Raw genomic sequence first — 14,678 nt, 5'->3', positions numbered from 1 at the left:
CCTCACTTTGCCGTTGTGCCGCGGGTGACGAAGGCGCCGACCGCCGCAACAAGGCGATCGAGGCAAAAGCCGGTGATGCCGATATAGGCGAGCGCAACGATGATGTCGGGCAGCCGCGACGAGTTCCAGGCATCCCAGATGAAGAAGCCGATTCCGACGCCGCCTGTCAGCATTTCGGCGGCGACGATGGCAAGCCAGGATAGGCCGATGCCGATGCGCAGGCCGGTGAAGATATAAGGCGCCGCGGCCGGCACCATGATCTTCACGAAGAACTCGAGCTGGTTGAGCCTGAGGATGCGGGAGACGTTGCGATAATCCTCTGGAATGTTGCGGACGCCGACGGCGGTGTTGATGATCACCGGCCAGATCGAGGTGATGAAGATGACGAAGATCGCCGATGGGCTGGAATCGCGGAAGGCGGCCAGCGACAGCGGCAGCCAGGCGAGCGGCGGCACGGTGCGCAGTATCTGGAACACAGGGTCGAGGCCGCGCATCGCCCAGATCGATTGGCCGACCAGCGCGCCGAGCGCAACGCCGACGATTGCAGCCAGGCCGAAGCCGATGGCGACGCGCTGCAGCGAGATCAGCACCCGCCAGGCCAGTCCGATATCCTGCGGACCATAGTCGAAGAACGGGTGGGCGATCAGATCGTAGGCCTCGTTCCATACCTGGCTGGGTGGCGGCAAGCTGGCGTTGGGCGACGAACAGGCGATCTGCCAGATGACGAGCATGACGACGATGACGACTGCCGGCGGCACCAGCGTGCTTGCCAGCTTGCCGGCGATCGCGGCGGGATCGAAGCGGTGCCTCACCTTGGCGGTGAAAGCTATGACCTCTGCGGGCTTGGCAGGCGTGGGGAACGCCTTCACCTTGGGGTCCTCGATGGCTTGGATAGACATTTTCGCAAAAAGCTCCTTGAGCATTGGCGTGACAGGCGGCGTCACTGGCGCCGCTTGCCGGCGACGTCAGGCCGATGCCTTGATCTTCAGGCTGTCGAGATAGGCGGACGGATTGGCCGGATCGAAGATCTTGCCGTCGAAGAAGGTCTCGACGCCGCGCGATGAAGACGCCGGGATGTCGGCCGCAGCGACGCCGAGATCCTTCGCCGCCTCGCGCCACAGATCTTCGCGGTTGACCTGATCGACCAGCGCCTTGATGTCGGTGGTCGCCGCGAATTTGCCCCAGCGGATGTTCTCAGCAAGGAACCAGCTGTCGTGGCTCTTGAACGGATAGGACACGCCGCCCTTCCAGAACTTCATGTAGAGGTCGGTGCCGGCGGCAACGCGGCCATTGCCGTAGTTGATGTCGCCCTTAAGGCGGCCGATGATGTCGGCGGTCGGCACGTTCATCCATTGCCGCTTGCCGATGATGGCCGCCATCTCGTCCTTGTTTTCCAAGGCTTCGCACCATTGCTGGGCTTCCATGACGGCCATCAGGATCGCCTTGGTGGCGTTCGGGTTCTTGTCGATAAAGGCGGCGCGCAGGCCGAGCGCCTTCTCCGGATGGCCCTTCCACAACTCGCCCGTCGTGGCGGCAGTGAAGCCGACGCCTTGGTGGACGAGCTGCTCGTTCCATGGCTCGCCGACGCAGAACACGTCCATATTGCCGACCTTCATGTTGGCGACCATCTGCGGCGGCGGCACAACGATGGTCGAGACATCCTTGTCGGGATCGATGCTGCCGGCTGCCAGCCAGTAGCGCAACCAGAGATCATGGGTGCCGCCCGGGAAGGTCATGGCGGCCTTCACCTCCTTGCCTTCGGCCTTCTTGGCCGCAAAGGCGTCCTTCAGCTTGGAGGCATCAAGGCCGACGCCGGTGCCGGCATATTCCTGCGCGACGGAAATCGCCTGGCAGTCGTAGTTGAGCCGCGCCACAATCGCCATCGGCATCGGCTGGTTGTTCTGCGTCACCTTGCCGGTATGCATCAGGTAAGGCATCGGCGTCAGGATATGGGCGCCGTCGATGCCGTTGGCTTCGCCGCCGAGCATCAGATTGTCGCGTGTCGCGCCCCAGGAGGCCTGCTTGAGCACCTCGACATCGGGCATGCCGAATTTTTCGAACAGGCCCTTCTCCTTGGCTATCATCAGCGGCGCTGCATCGGTCAGCGCGATGAAGCCGAGCTTGGCGCCGGTGACTTCCGGCGCTGCCGTCGCCGCATAGGCGCCGGACGGCAGCAGCGCGCGCGCCGCCGCCAGCGTTGTCGCGGTGGCCGCGCTCATCATCAGGAATTCGCGGCGCGTTACACCCTTGAGGGCGGATTGGGTTTTGATGCGTTTCGTCATCGTCGTCTCCGGTTGGGCGCGGCTTTGGATCTGCGCCGTCGATTGCGTGTTCGACCAAAACAAAAAAGCCGCCGGCCAGGCCGCGCGCGTCCGTCCATCCGGGATCGCGTGTTGACCTGAGCGGCAGCTTTGCCTGTAGCGCCCGCCATTGGACGCCTGTTCCGTGACCCCGAGAAGAGTCTGCCTATTGCAAAGCAGGAACCGTGCCAGTTTCGGAATGGATGATAAACATCAATGAGATCAACGGCATGCCATAATCATGGGCGCACTGGCCCGCTCGGCGAGCAAGCCAAAGATTGTTCATTAGCGCAGTTGCATGCATAGTTTTTGTGCAATGACAAGAATGGCGCGAAAATGATCAGGCTTCGGCGCGCGCCAATTTCTGCCCGGCAATGTAGGCGTCGATCTCGTCGGGATCGAATATCTGGCCATCGAAGAAACCATCAGGGCCGAGCACCAGACTGGCGCCGGCGGAGCCGACAGGTGTGGCAGACGTCAGCGCGCCCTCGACCTTAGAATTGGCGCCAGGAAGTGCGACGCCGAGCGGCTTCAGCGCCGACCGGTAAAGATCGGGGCGGTAGCAGTCGCGAGCAATAGCGAGGTTTTCCGGCGTGTGCGCGACATGTCCCCAGCGCACCATCTGCGTGTAGAACCACAGCGCATGGCTCTTCCACGGAAAGTTGGCGGCCTTGTCGAAGGGCAGGAAGAAATCCTCGACCGTTCGTTCCGCGCCACCGCCGAGTTGGAGATGTCCGCTCAGGATCGGCATCTGCACTGCCGCATGCAGGCCGAGGAACGCAGGCTGCGCCATCAGGGCGGCCAGTTCGCCGCGGTTTGCCGGATCCTGGCACCAGCGCGCGGCGTGATGGAGCGCGCGCAGCAGGGCTGAAAGGGCTTCAGGGTGTTTTTCGGCCCAGGCCTTGCGCACGCCGACGACTTTTTCGGGGCTGGTCTTCCAGATAGCGGCCTTGACGGTGGCGATATGGCCGGTGCCGGCGACAACCGAGACGCTGTTCCAGGGTTCGCCGGCGCAGTAGCCGTCGATCCTGCCGGCGGCGAGTGCGTCGGCCATGAAGGGCGGCGGCACGATGACGATTTCTATTTCGCGCGACGGATCGATGCCGCAGGCCGCGAGCCAGTAGCGCAGTTCGTAATTGTGTCCGGAGTGCGGATGCACGACCGCAAAGCGCAGCGGGTCGCGACCGGCATTTGCCCGTTCACGGATCAGCGCTCCCAAGGCCTTGCCGGCTCGCGCCGGATCGAGGTCGGGCAAGGCGCCGTGCGCGGCCACGCCCGCCCAGACCACGTTCGAAACGGTTACGCAGTTGCCGCCCAGTCCCAGCGAGAACGGCACGATCGTGTCGGAGGCGAGTGGCGTGAGCCCCAGATTGCAGGCGATCGGCATCGGCCCCAGCATATGCGCCAGATCGAAATGTCCGATCGCGATGCGGTCGCGGATGTTGGCCCAGGACGTTTCGCGACTGAGCGTCAGGTCGACGCCTTCGCGCGCGGCAAAGCCGATCTCCCTCGCTGCGACAAGAACGGCACTGTCGAAGAGCGGTATGAAACCGGCATTGATCTGGTGTTCGGCCGCCATGCTCAACTCTCTCCGGGATCCAGAAGGCCTGCCGCCGTCACCAGGCTCTGCGCGATTTCGCTGATCTTGCGGTTCTGGTTCATGGCGGTCTTGCGCAGAAGCGTATAGGCCGCGTCCTCCGACAGGCCACGCGACCTCATAAGGATGCCCTTGGCACGGTCGATGACCTTGCGGTCCTCCAATTCACTGCGGGCTTCTTCCAGTTCGCGCGCCATCCGAGAGAACGCGTTAAAGCGGCTGATCGCCATATCGAGGATCGGCTTGACGCGCTCCTGGCGCAGCCCGTCGACGACATAGGCGGAGACCCCCGCTTCCACCGCAGCTTCGATCGAAGCCTGATCCGACCGATCCACGAACATGGCGATCGGCCGCTTCACCACGCGCGACAGCTGGAACATGTTTTCAAGCATGTCGCGGTTGGGATTTTCGAGGTCGATGACGATTACGTCCGGTTCAATCTCGGCGATGCGCCGCGCTATTCCGGCAACATCGTGAACGACCGTGACCTGCTCATGCCCGGCCTCCCGCAATCCCGCCTCGATAATGGAGGCGCGAATGTGGTTTTCGTCGATCACCAGGACGGTGAGGGATTTCCGGATCATGCCGCATTTTGCGCACGCCGCGTGATTGTGCAATGCGGCATATGAGAATTGACGCAGTTATCGCTTCGGGGACTGCCACATATTTGCGGAGCCGACCCGTTAAGCTTCTTTAAATACCATTCATAGGGTCTACTTTGCTTTTGTATCGACTGCGCTATCTTTCATTTTGCGAACCTTGTCTCGCTGGCTAGAGGATTGGAGGTTTCCATGGATCGGCGATCATTTTTGACAGGAATGTTTGGCATTGCGGGGGCAGCAGCCCTTGCGAGCGCAGTTCGGCCAATCAACGCGGTAGCCGGTGTACCAGGCGCCAGAAGCGGCATTCTCGATGAACTCGACGCGCCGGATACGGAAGCCTTCGAGGATGAAGATACTCAAGCGGAGCCGGTCCGCCATCGGCGGTGGCACCGCAGGCGGCGGCGTCGGCGGCGCGCTTGGAGAAGGATCTGTCGTCGTGTCTGGCGAAATGGCCGCCCGCGCAGACGGTGCTTCCGCAGGCGTGTTTGGGTCTGGGATTGGTATTATTAGCAGTTAGTGTGCTGAAAACTCTGGTGATTGCCGGGGTTTTCAGCTTCAGGTTAGCCGAATACAGCGAAATTTTTCAGGAACCCGCCCGAGTTGTCGGCCTGCCAGTGATTAGGCAGGCCTACAGCGACTGATTTTAGAGAAAACTGGTGGAGCCAATCGGAATCGAACCGACGACCTCTTGAATGCCATTCAAGCGCTCTCCCAACTGAGCTATGGCCCCACTTCCGGCAGTCTACCGGCGCCGTTGCCGGCGAAGAGATCCGGCGCGGGTTGAGACCGCGCCGTTAGTGCAGGCGGCTTCTAACCCCGCCTTCCGCCAATATCAAGCCTTCGAGAGCGGCTTTTTCTTAAGACGCCGCGAAAGTCGGCAGGCGCTCGCGTCAGAGGCCGGATCAGACTTCGTCGTCGTCGTCGCCGACGCCGATCATGTCAGCGACATCGTCGTCTTCTTCCTCTTCGTCGGCGAGGAAAGTATCGTCTTCGTCATCGCCGAGGTCCACATCGTCCTCGTCATCGCCGAGATCGGGAAGATCGTCGGCTTTCGCATCCTCGTCCGCCTCTTCGAGCGAGACGACCTCGACGCCCCCTTCCTCCTCGGCGTCCACTTCCTTCTCGGCAACTTCCTCTTCCTCCTCGAGAGCGGCAATCTTGCCTTCCTCGAAATAGGAACGCGGATAGCTCTTGCCGGTATAGGGCGAGACGATCGGATCCTTGTTCAGGTCGTAGAATTTTTGACCCGTCTCGGGGTCGATGCGTTTGGTGCCAAGTTCGGGTTTTGCCACAGCAAGCCTCGTCGATGAAAGTTTGGTCCCCATAACCACAGTTTGCGGCGGTGTCAAAGCCTAAAGCCAGCGTCATAAATCGCCGCGTTGAGCGACCTCTTGCAAGGGGATGACCATTTCCGTCCGCCGTGGTACGAGACCGCCCAAACCAAAAGAAAAAGGCCGGCTACCGGCGTTTTCACCCAGGAAAAAGCCATGTCGCATACTGCCGCCCCGAAACCGGCCACCGCCCGCAAATCGTCAGCGCTTTCAGGCGCGGCGCGGGTGCCCGGCGACAAGTCGATCTCGCACCGCTCGTTCATGTTCGGCGGCCTCGCCTCCGGCGAGACCCGCATCACCGGCCTGCTGGAAGGCGAGGACGTGATGCGCACGGGCGCCGCGATGAAGGCGATGGGCGCGCATATAGAAAAGCGCGGCACGGAGTGGGTGATCCGCGGCACCGGCAATGGCGCGCTGCTGCAGCCGGAAGGTCCGCTCGATTTCGGCAACGCCGGCACCGGCTCGCGCCTCACCATGGGCCTGGTCGGCACCTACGACATGGAAACCACCTTCATCGGCGACGCTTCGCTGTCCGGCCGGCCGATGGGCCGCGTGCTCGAGCCGCTGCGCCAGATGGGCGTGCAGGTGCTGAAGGCGACGCCCGGCGACCGCATGCCGATCACGCTGCACGGGCCCAAGCACGCCGCACCCATCACCTACCGCGTGCCGATGGCCTCGGCGCAGGTGAAGTCGGCGGTGCTGCTCGCCGGGCTGAACACGCCTGGCGTCACCACCGTGATCGAGCCGGTGATGACGCGTGACCACACCGAAAAGATGCTGAAGGGATTCGGCGCCAATCTGTCGGTCGAGACCGACGAGCGCGGCGTGCGTCACATCTTCATCGAGGGCCAGGGCAAGCTCACCGGCCAGACGATCGCTGTGCCGGGCGACCCGTCCTCCGCCGGCTTCCCGCTGGTGGCGGCGCTGATCGTGCCGGGCTCGGACATCACAATCGAAAACGTGCTGATGAACCCGACCCGCACCGGGCTTTTGTTGACGCTACAGGAAATGGGCGCCCGGATCGACATAATCGACCCGCGCAATGAAGGCGGCGAAGATGTCGCAGATCTACGCGTACGCTATTCTGAGCTGAAGGGGGTCACCGTGCCGCCCGAGCGGGCGCCGACGATGATCGACGAATATCCGGTGCTTGCTGTCGCCGCCAGCTTTGCCGAGGGCGAGACGCTGATGCAGGGGCTGGAAGAGCTGCGGGTGAAGGAATCCGACCGGCTGTCGGCAGTGGCCGAAGGGCTGAAACTCAGCGGCGTCGACTGCACCGAGGGCGAGGCCTCGCTGGCGGTGCGTGGAAAACCCGGCGGCAAGGGTTTGGGACAGCACCCCAATGGACAGAGCACCATCGTCCAAACTCATCTCGACCACCGCATTGCCATGAGCTTTCTGGTAATGGGGCTGGCAACGGAAAAGCCTGTCACCATCGACGACCAGGCGATGATCGCGACGAGTTTTCCTGAATTCATGGGCCTGATGAAGGGGCTGGGGGCGGAGATTGAGTGACATGGTATTCGCAAACCTCGGAGATTGGTCCCCGACACCTCTGCCTTCGTCATCCTGGGGCGAAGCAAGGAGCGAAGCGACGCGGCGCAGACCCCAGGATCCATGCCGTAACATTAGAGCGCCGCAGCGATGCTGAATTCTGGTTGGCAGCACTCTTTGGCTGATGTCACGGCATGGATCCCAGGGTCTTTGCTCCGCTGCGCGTTCGCTGCGCCCTGGGATGACGAAGGCGTGAGGGCTTGTTGCCGGGCAGACAAAGCGTTGACCCGCCAATGACATCAACCTTCACCATCGCCATCGACGGACCCGCCGGCGCCGGCAAAGGCACTCTGGCGCGGCGGCTGGCTGACCATTACCGACTGAACCTGCTTGACACCGGCCTCACCTATCGCGCAGTGGCCCATGCGCTGCTTCGGCTCGGCCTGCCGCTTGACAATGTTTCGGCTGCCGAAACCGCCGCCCGTCAGGTCGATATGGCCAAGCTCGACCGGTCAGTGCTGTCGGCGCATGCGGTCGGCGAGGCGGCTTCGAAAGTGGCAGTTTTCCCGTCAGTACGGCGCATACTGGTCGAAAAGCAGCGCGAATTCGCCAAGGCGCCGCCGGGCGCCGTGCTCGACGGCCGCGACATCGGCACCGTCGTCTGTCCCGACGCCGACATTAAGCTCTATGTGACAGCCAGCGCCGAAGTGCGGGCAGAGCGGCGGCTGGCCGAGATCGAGAGCATCGGCGGCACCGCCAATTTCAACGATATCCTGGCCGATATCCTACGCCGCGACGAGCGCGACATGGGCCGCGCCGACGCGCCGCTGAAGCCGGCTGCCGACGCGCACTTGCTCGACACGTCGGAAATGGCTATAGAAGCCGCGTTCCTGGCGGCCAAGGCAATCATCGACGACGTTCTGGCCAAGAGAAACAACGCCTGAGCCGGGTTTTCCTCCCGTTGCCGATTGCCGGCGGCGAAAAGATACCCGTATCGGGCACGAACCAGCCTGCCAGCATTTTTCATGCGCCGGAATTGCCGCTTAGGCGGCCAAGGGCTTTTTTGAAGCCCGGAACGCCGGCAGGCCAACGCAACGCTAACCCACGGCGCCCGCCCCGCGACAGATGCGGGGCATTCCAGGAGAAACTATGTCAGTTGCAAATCCCACTCGCGATGATTTCGCGAGCCTGCTCGAAGAATCTTTTTCCGCCGGCCATTCCGGCGAAGGCCAAGTCGTCAAGGGCACGATCACCGCGATCGAAAAGGACATGGCTATCATCGACGTCGGCCTCAAGGTCGAAGGCCGCGTGCCGCTGAAGGAATTCGGCGTCAAGGGCAAGGACTCGACGCTCAAGGTCGGCGACACGGTCGAAGTCTATGTCGAGCGCATCGAGAACGCGCTTGGCGAAGCGATGCTTTCCCGTGAGAAGGCCCGCCGCGAAGAGAGCTGGGTCCGTCTCGAAGAGAAGTTCACCAAGGGCGAGCGCGTCGAAGGCGTCATCTTCAACCAGGTCAAGGGCGGCTTCACCGTCGATCTCGATGGCGCCGTGGCCTTCCTGCCGCGCAGCCAAGTCGACATCCGCCCGATCCGCGACGTTTCTCCGCTGATGCACAATCCGCAGCCTTTCGAGATCCTCAAGATGGATCGCCGCCGCGGCAACATCGTGGTGTCGCGCCGTACCGTGCTCGAGGAAAGCCGCGCCGAACAGCGTTCGGAAATCGTGCAGAACCTCGAAGAGGGCCAGGTGGTCGAAGGCGTCGTCAAGAACATCACCGATTATGGTGCGTTCGTCGATCTCGGCGGCATCGACGGCCTGCTGCATGTCACCGACATGGCATGGCGTCGCGTCAACCATCCGACCGAAATCCTCAACATCGGCCAGACGGTCAAGGTGCAGATCATCCGCATCAACCAGGAAACCCACCGCATCTCGCTCGGCATGAAGCAGCTCGAGAGCGATCCGTGGTCCGAGATCGGAACGAAATTCCCGATCGGCAAGAAGATCAAGGGCACCGTCACCAACATCACCGACTACGGCGCGTTCGTCGAGCTGGAGCCGGGCATCGAGGGCCTCATCCACGTTTCGGAAATGTCGTGGACGAAGAAGAACGTCCATCCCGGCAAGATCCTGTCGACGACGCAGGAAGTCGACGTGGTGGTGCTCGAGGTCGATCCGGCCAAGCGCCGCATTTCGCTCGGCCTCAAGCAGACGCTCGAGAACCCGTGGCAGGCTTTCGCCAGCAGCCATCCGGTCGGCAGCCAGGTCGAGGGCGAGGTCAAGAACAAGACCGAGTTCGGCCTGTTCATCGGCCTCGAAGGCGATGTCGACGGCATGGTCCATCTTTCCGACCTCGACTGGACCCGTCCGGGCGAGCAGGTAATCGAAGAATACAATCGCGGCGACATGGTCAAGGCGCAGGTGCTCGACGTCGACATCGACAAGGAGCGCATCTCGCTCGGCATCAAGCAGCTGGCCAAGGACACGGCCGGCGAGGCGGCGACTTCAGGCGAACTGCGCAAGAACGCGGTCGTCACTTGCGAGGTCACCGGCGTCAAAGATGGCGGTCTGGAAGTGCGGCTCGTCGAGAGCGGCCTCGAGACCTTCATCAAGCGCTCCGACCTCAGCCGTGACCGCGACGAGCAGCGCCCCGAGCGCTTCACGGTCGGCCAGAAGGTCGACGCCCGCGTCATCGCCTTCGACAAGAAGACCCGCAAACTGCAGGTCTCGATCAAGGCGCTGGAAATCGCTGAGGAGAAGGAAGCGGTCGCCCAGTACGGCTCGACCGACTCCGGCGCTTCGCTGGGCGACATCCTGGGTGCCGCGCTGAAGAAGCAGGGCAGCTAAATCTGCAAACACCGCGCCTCGCGCGCGGCTTGTAACAGAACCCCGCCGGAGCGATCCGGCGGGGTTTTTGTTTGACCATGGTCAGAGCGTCGGACCCAAGCGTGGCAAACCGGGAAATCCGCGCTCAAACAAAGAGATAGATCAGGCCCTGCCGTATAGCGGCACCAGCGTGCCGCTGATCGCCAGATTGGCCGGCGAAGCGAGATAGGCAATGGCCTCCGCGGCCGCTTCGAGGCTGACCCATTTGCTGAAATCGGCTGCTGGCATGTCAGCCCGGGTGGCCGGCGTGTCGAGCGTCGAGGGCGCGACCGCGTTGACCAGGATTCCCTTGCCCTTGAGTTCTTCCGCCATAGCCACCGTCATTGCGGCGACCGCCGCCTTGCTGGCGGCGTAGGCGACCATGCCGGAACCGCGCCGCAGGTCGAGCCCGGCGCGCGCCGTGACATTGACGATGCGCCCCGACACGGAAGATTCCAGCATCGAGCGGATCGCAGCGCGGCAGCACAGGAAGGTGGTACGGGCGTTGGTGTCCATCATTTCGGCAAAGGACGCGGGCTCGATCTTCTCGACCGGCGCAGCGGTAAAGCCACCGGCCAGATGGATGGATGCCCACAAATCCGTTACGCTGGCATAGAACGCATCAACCTTGGCTGGATCGGCGAGATCGACATTGTGCGCCAGCCTGACGCGCTCATGTGCCGGGAAGGGAAAATGCGCGGGCGCGGCAGCATGGGCATTGGGAACATGGCAGACCGCGCCCTGCTCCAGCAGTTTGCCGACAACCGCGCCACCGAGCGCTCCGGTGCCGCCGGTCACCACAACATGCCTGCCGTCCAGTGTATCCGTCATCTTCGACCGCTCCAGTCACTCTTATGCCGCGCCGCCGCCGAAGGTCGCGCCTTTCGCGCGATCACTCAACCGAAATCTCGATGACAGAGTGTCGTTTACGCGCCTCAAGCCGGCGGCCATCCGACGCGGATCGCATCCCCAAGCGGACGCTGCCGCAGCAACTCAATCGACAGTGATCTCGATAACATACGGCACGCCGGTCCCCCGCGCGCGCTTGAGTGCGTCTGCCAGATGACCGATGCCGGCGAGCCGCTCAGCGGCAATGCCATAGGCCTCGGCCAGCTTGCAGAAATCAGGCGGCGCCGGCGAGACGCCGACCGGCTCGACGCCGACATCGAGCATCGAGGTTTCGATTTCGCGATAACCGCGATTGTTCCAGACGACGAAGATCACCGGCGCCGAGGCGTCGAGCGCGGCGCCCAGTTCCGGCAGCGTGAACTGGAAACCACCGTCGCCGGTGAGACAAACGACCGGCGCATGAGGCACGGCAAGGGCCGCACCGATCGCCGCCGGCGGACCATAGCCCAGCGCGCCGAAGCCGGTGGCGGCGTTGAACCAGCCGCCCGGTCGATCGTGATCGTAATAGAGGTTGGCGGCATAGACCGGCTGGGTCGAATCGCCGACGATGATCGAGCCCGGCAATGCATCGCGGATCGCCTCGACGGCTCGTGTTTGCGCCTGGAGGCTCGCGCTGATTTCGGCGAAGGCCGCTTGCCTCGTTGCAGCGGCGCGAGCCGGACCGTCGTCCGATGTCGGCTGGCCCTTGCCGATTTCGGCAAGCAGCGCCTCGAGTGCTACGCCGCAATCGGCCTGGATCGAAATCCGGGCCGGACGGCGGGCAAGCTGGTCGGCGCCGATGTCGATGCGGATCAGATTGGGCGGCAGGACAAAGCCGCCGTCGCTATACCCATCATAGTCGGTCGGGCCGAATTCGGTGCCGGCGGCAATGACCAGATCGGCCTCGGCCATCAGCGCACGCACCGCCTTCAGACTGGGGCTGGCCGGCACGACAAGCGGATGGCGATGCAGCAGGCCGCGGGCATTGGCCGTCTGGACAACCGGTGCTCCCAGCCTTTCGGCAAGGCGCTGCAACGGTGTTTCGGCTCTCTTGGCACCGCCGCCGGCAAGGATCAGCGGTCGGCGGGCAGCCGCGCAAAGCCTTGCCGCCTCTGCTATCGCCGCCGCATCCGGTTCGGGCGGCGCGACATTCGTCAGCAAAGCTACGATGCCGTCGGCCGGCTTGACCATGATGTCGGTCGGGATCTCGATATGGACCGGACCGGGGCGCGATGACGAAAACAGGGCGAAGGCGCGGGCAAGCACGCCTGGCAGTTCGTCGGCGTCGGTGACACGGTGCGAGAACAGCGCGACCTTCTTCATCATACCACGCTGGTCGGGCAGTTCGTGCAGATGGCCGAGGCCCTTGCCCAGCGTCGGCGTGGCGTTGACGCCTGAGATCACCAGCATCGGAACCGAATCGGCACGGGCCTGGCCCATGGCGGTTATGGTGTTGGTCAGTCCCGGTCCGGTGATGACGAAGGCGACGCCAGGCTTGCCGCTGGCGCGCGCATAACCGTCGGCCATGAAGCCGGCGCCCTGCTCATGACGCGGGGTGACGTGGCGGATCTTCGAGCGCGCCAGCCCGCGATAGAGTTCGACGGTATGCACACCTGGAATGCCGAAGACCGTGTCGACGTCATGGGCTTCGAGCAAAGTGATGAGCGCTTCGCCGACTGTCGTCATTGTCTGAGCACCGGACGTGTGAGGCAAGTCGGTCCGCCCTCGCAAGCAATGCACAGCGCGTCCGCCTCGAAGGTTGAAACCCTGCAGCCGGCGGCCGCCATGGCCGCCGCCGTATTCGGGAAGCCGGCAATGGCGATCACCTCGCGCGGCGCCGTCGGCAGCACGTTGAGGCTGAGACCGTTGGAGGCGAAGAACTCCTCGGCGTCGCCCTCGACCAGGCGAATGCCTCGCGCCCGCAGCATCTGGTAGAAGGCAGCCGGCAAAAGCGGTGCATAGACCAGCGCCAGATCGTCGGCGAGCGGACTGATCACCGACATCAGATGCAGGCAGGCCTCCTCGCCATGCCAGAGCGGCAGGTCGTAACCGTAGACCTGGATACCCTTGGGGGTGAGTAGGTTGGCGAGTTGCTGGATGCCGTCCTGGTTGGTGCGCACGCCGCGGCCGACTGCCAGCGTCCGAGGATCCACCCAGACGCAATCGCCGCCCTCGACTTGGCCGGGATGCTCGATGCGGCCGAGGAGAGGAACGCCCATGCGCCTGTAGGCCGCCTCGTGCAGGCCGGGTTCGGCCCGGCGCAGCGCCTTGCCCATGGCAAGGATGATGGCGCCGTGGTCGGTCATCAACGAAGGATCGTGCGTGAAGACCGAATCGGCAAGCCCGTCATCGGCGTCGGTCAGCCATTCGATCTCGGCGCCGGATGCCAAAACCAGCGTCGTCAGCGCCTCATACTGGGCAGCGGCCTTTTGCGGATCGAAGCCCGGGCCATAGTGCCATTCCGATGCTCTGGCGCGGGGCATGGCGCTTGCGGCGGACCGCATCAGCACGCGCTGCAGGGGCCCTGCCATGGACTGCGACCCGTATGCTTTACCCACCAAGTGCTCCTGAAATATCCCATCCAGCCAATAGCCACTCAGCAAGCCGCGATCAATGGTCCAAAAAGCATGGTTGACGGAGGCAAGCGGAACGGTCCATCTTGAGAATGAGAAGTCTGTCCAGTGATGGTAATGGGTAAAAAATTCCAGCAGCGACGGGTCCAGCCGCTTCGTGAGGCACCGAAAAGGTGATAGCGCAAGGCACGGCCCCCGCCCTGAAGTACACGGCGCAGAACGATGCCGCCGAAGCCATCCATGTCGAGAACCTGCACAAAAGATTCGGCGAACTGCATGTGCTGAAAGGTGTTTCGCTGTCGGCGCGCGACGGTGAGGTCATCGCCATCATCGGCGGCAGCGGCTCGGGCAAGTCGACGCTGCTGCGCTGCATAAATTGCCTGGAGAACCCGACGAGCGGAATCGTCCGCGTCAATGGCGAGGAGATCCGGATGAAGGCCGACAGCTATGGCCACACCGTTCCCGCCGACCGCAAGCAGATCGAGCGCATCCGCTCCAAGCTCGGCATGGTCTTCCAGAATTTCAATTTGTGGAGCCACATGACGCTGATCGAGAACGTCATCGAGGTTCCGGTGCAAGTTCTGGGCGTCAAGCGCGATGTGGCCATTGCCGAGGCCGAAAAGCTGCTCGAGCGCGTCGGCCTGGCCGAAAAGCGCGATGTCTATCCGGCCTATCTGTCGGGCGGCCAGCAGCAGCGTGCGGCCATCGCCCGGGCGCTGGCCATCAATCCGCGCGTCATGCTGTTCGACGAGCCGACCTCCGCGCTCGACCCGGAACTGATCGGCGAGGTGCTGAAGGTGATCGGCGATCTGGCGCGCGAAGGCCGCACCATGGTGCTGGTCACCCATGAGATGAAGTTTGCCCGCGAGGTCGCGACGCATGTAGTCTATCTCTATAATGGGTTGGTCGAGGAAGAGGGCCCGCCGGAGCAGATCTTCGGCGCTCCAAAATCCGAAAGGCTGAAGCAATTCATCCGCAACATCGGTTAAGCCGAGGCGGATGGACAAACGGGAACAACAACAAACTGG

At 63.2% G+C, this 14,678-nt stretch carries 15 protein-coding genes and 1 tRNA gene; 6 read left to right on the top strand and 10 right to left on the bottom strand.

The genetic code is table 11. From position 1 onward, the window contains the following. Positions 1-2: 2 nt before the first annotated feature. Both ntrB and NKH36_RS01740 read right to left on the bottom strand, forming a co-directional pair. Positions 3-899, bottom strand: coding sequence for a nitrate ABC transporter permease (gene ntrB / locus NKH36_RS01745; RefSeq protein WP_352958378.1), 897 nt, complete (start codon positions 897-899; stop codon positions 3-5). 66 nt (positions 900-965) lie between these two features. After that, positions 966-2,282, bottom strand: coding sequence for a CmpA/NrtA family ABC transporter substrate-binding protein (locus tag NKH36_RS01740; protein ID WP_352958377.1), 1,317 nt, complete (start codon positions 2,280-2,282; stop codon positions 966-968). Here NKH36_RS01740 and NKH36_RS01735 point away from each other — a divergent pair. Further along, positions 2,269-2,397, top strand: a complete 129-nt coding sequence (locus NKH36_RS01735) for a hypothetical protein (RefSeq protein WP_352958376.1) — start codon at positions 2,269-2,271, stop codon at positions 2,395-2,397. The genes NKH36_RS01740 and NKH36_RS01735 overlap by 14 nt on opposite strands. A 243-nt stretch (positions 2,398-2,640) precedes the next feature. Here NKH36_RS01735 and NKH36_RS01730 read toward each other — a convergent pair whose 3' ends face one another. The 3 genes from NKH36_RS01730 to NKH36_RS01720 all read right to left on the bottom strand — a co-directional run bounded on the left by NKH36_RS01730 (position 2,641) and on the right by NKH36_RS01720 (position 4,877). Next, a complete protein-coding gene (locus tag NKH36_RS01730) occupies positions 2,641-3,879 on the bottom strand; it encodes a CmpA/NrtA family ABC transporter substrate-binding protein (protein ID WP_352958375.1) in 1,239 nt (412 codons plus the stop codon). 2 nt (positions 3,880-3,881) lie between these two features. Beyond that, positions 3,882-4,481 carry an ANTAR domain-containing response regulator gene (locus NKH36_RS01725; protein ID WP_023796771.1) on the bottom strand — a complete coding sequence of 200 codons (600 nt, stop codon included), beginning with the start codon at positions 4,479-4,481 and terminating at the stop codon, positions 3,882-3,884. Positions 4,482-4,700: 219 nt separating this feature from the next. After that, positions 4,701-4,877, bottom strand: coding sequence for a hypothetical protein (locus NKH36_RS01720; protein WP_352958374.1), 177 nt, complete (start codon positions 4,875-4,877; stop codon positions 4,701-4,703). Positions 4,878-4,915: 38 nt separating this feature from the next. Between NKH36_RS01720 and NKH36_RS01715 the strand changes: the two genes are divergently transcribed. Further along, positions 4,916-5,140, top strand: coding sequence for a hypothetical protein (locus NKH36_RS01715; RefSeq protein ID WP_352958373.1), 225 nt, complete (start codon positions 4,916-4,918; stop codon positions 5,138-5,140). 13 nt (positions 5,141-5,153) lie between these two features. Here the strand turns inward: NKH36_RS01715 and NKH36_RS01710 are convergent. Together NKH36_RS01710 and NKH36_RS01705 are read right to left on the bottom strand one after the other, a co-directional pair. After that, positions 5,154-5,229, bottom strand: a tRNA-Ala gene (locus NKH36_RS01710). A 172-nt stretch (positions 5,230-5,401) separates the two neighbouring features. Further along, entirely contained in the window at positions 5,402-5,791 is a 390-nt protein-coding gene (locus NKH36_RS01705) for a TIGR02300 family protein (protein ID WP_352958372.1), read from the bottom strand. 195 nt (positions 5,792-5,986) lie between these two features. On the opposite strand from NKH36_RS01705, the gene aroA reads away from it, so the two are divergent. From aroA to rpsA, 3 genes are all read left to right on the top strand, one after another. After that, positions 5,987-7,345: a 3-phosphoshikimate 1-carboxyvinyltransferase gene (gene aroA, locus NKH36_RS01700; protein WP_352958371.1), complete on the top strand. Its 1,359-nt coding sequence runs from the start codon at positions 5,987-5,989 to the stop codon at positions 7,343-7,345. A gap of 272 nt (positions 7,346-7,617) precedes the next feature. After that, positions 7,618-8,268 carry a (d)CMP kinase gene (gene cmk, locus NKH36_RS01695; protein ID WP_352958370.1) on the top strand — a complete coding sequence of 217 codons (651 nt, stop codon included), beginning with the start codon at positions 7,618-7,620 and terminating at the stop codon, positions 8,266-8,268. A 205-nt stretch (positions 8,269-8,473) separates the two neighbouring features. Continuing rightward, on the top strand, positions 8,474-10,171 hold the full coding sequence (rpsA, locus tag NKH36_RS01690) for a 30S ribosomal protein S1 (protein WP_352958368.1): 1,698 nt from the start codon (positions 8,474-8,476) through the stop codon (positions 10,169-10,171). A gap of 141 nt (positions 10,172-10,312) precedes the next feature. Here the strand turns inward: rpsA and NKH36_RS01685 are convergent, their stop codons facing one another. The 3 genes from NKH36_RS01685 to NKH36_RS01675 form a co-directional block, all read right to left on the bottom strand. Next, the gene (locus NKH36_RS01685; RefSeq protein WP_352958366.1) at positions 10,313-11,020 is read right to left on the bottom strand and encodes an SDR family NAD(P)-dependent oxidoreductase; all 708 of its coding nucleotides are present in this window, start codon (positions 11,018-11,020) and stop codon (positions 10,313-10,315) included. 162 nt (positions 11,021-11,182) lie between these two features. Beyond that, positions 11,183-12,763 (bottom strand): 5-guanidino-2-oxopentanoate decarboxylase, encoded by a 1,581-nt coding sequence (locus NKH36_RS01680; protein WP_352958365.1) that lies wholly within the window; start codon positions 12,761-12,763, stop codon positions 11,183-11,185. After that, positions 12,760-13,608, bottom strand: coding sequence for a dimethylarginine dimethylaminohydrolase family protein (locus NKH36_RS01675; protein ID WP_352958364.1), 849 nt, complete (start codon positions 13,606-13,608; stop codon positions 12,760-12,762). Before NKH36_RS01675 ends, NKH36_RS01680 begins: the two co-directional genes overlap by 4 nt. A gap of 218 nt (positions 13,609-13,826) precedes the next feature. On the opposite strand from NKH36_RS01675, the gene NKH36_RS01670 reads away from it, so the two are divergent. Then, positions 13,827-14,639, top strand: a complete 813-nt coding sequence (locus tag NKH36_RS01670; RefSeq protein WP_352958459.1) for an ABC transporter ATP-binding protein — start codon at positions 13,827-13,829, stop codon at positions 14,637-14,639. Positions 14,640-14,678 lie beyond the last annotated feature (39 nt).

Origin of the sequence: Mesorhizobium sp. M1312, assembly GCF_040318115.1 — a bacterium.
Classification (GTDB): Bacteria; Pseudomonadota; Alphaproteobacteria; order Rhizobiales; family Rhizobiaceae; genus Mesorhizobium.
The sequence above is the reverse complement of the archived record's forward strand: the minus strand, read 5'-3'. Positions and strand labels throughout refer to the sequence as shown.

Coding starts and splice junctions, on each gene's coding strand:
- ntrB (WP_352958378.1), bottom strand. CDS start 899: ATGTCTATCCAAGCCATCGAGGACCCCAAGGTGAAGGCGTTCCCCACG.
- NKH36_RS01735 (WP_352958376.1), top strand. CDS start 2,269: ATGCGTTTCGTCATCGTCGTCTCCGGTTGGGCGCGGCTTTGGATCTGC.
- NKH36_RS01740 (WP_352958377.1), bottom strand. CDS start 2,282: ATGACGAAACGCATCAAAACCCAATCCGCCCTCAAGGGTGTAACGCGC.
- NKH36_RS01730 (WP_352958375.1), bottom strand. CDS start 3,879: ATGGCGGCCGAACACCAGATCAATGCCGGTTTCATACCGCTCTTCGAC.
- NKH36_RS01725 (WP_023796771.1), bottom strand. CDS start 4,481: ATGATCCGGAAATCCCTCACCGTCCTGGTGATCGACGAAAACCACATT.
- NKH36_RS01720 (WP_352958374.1), bottom strand. CDS start 4,877: ATGGCGGACCGGCTCCGCTTGAGTATCTTCATCCTCGAAGGCTTCCGT.
- aroA (WP_352958371.1), top strand. CDS start 5,987: ATGTCGCATACTGCCGCCCCGAAACCGGCCACCGCCCGCAAATCGTCA.
- cmk (WP_352958370.1), top strand. CDS start 7,618: ATGACATCAACCTTCACCATCGCCATCGACGGACCCGCCGGCGCCGGC.
- rpsA (WP_352958368.1), top strand. CDS start 8,474: ATGTCAGTTGCAAATCCCACTCGCGATGATTTCGCGAGCCTGCTCGAA.
- NKH36_RS01685 (WP_352958366.1), bottom strand. CDS start 11,020: ATGACGGATACACTGGACGGCAGGCATGTTGTGGTGACCGGCGGCACC.
- NKH36_RS01680 (WP_352958365.1), bottom strand. CDS start 12,763: ATGACGACAGTCGGCGAAGCGCTCATCACTTTGCTCGAAGCCCATGAC.
- NKH36_RS01675 (WP_352958364.1), bottom strand. CDS start 13,608: ATGGCAGGGCCCCTGCAGCGCGTGCTGATGCGGTCCGCCGCAAGCGCC.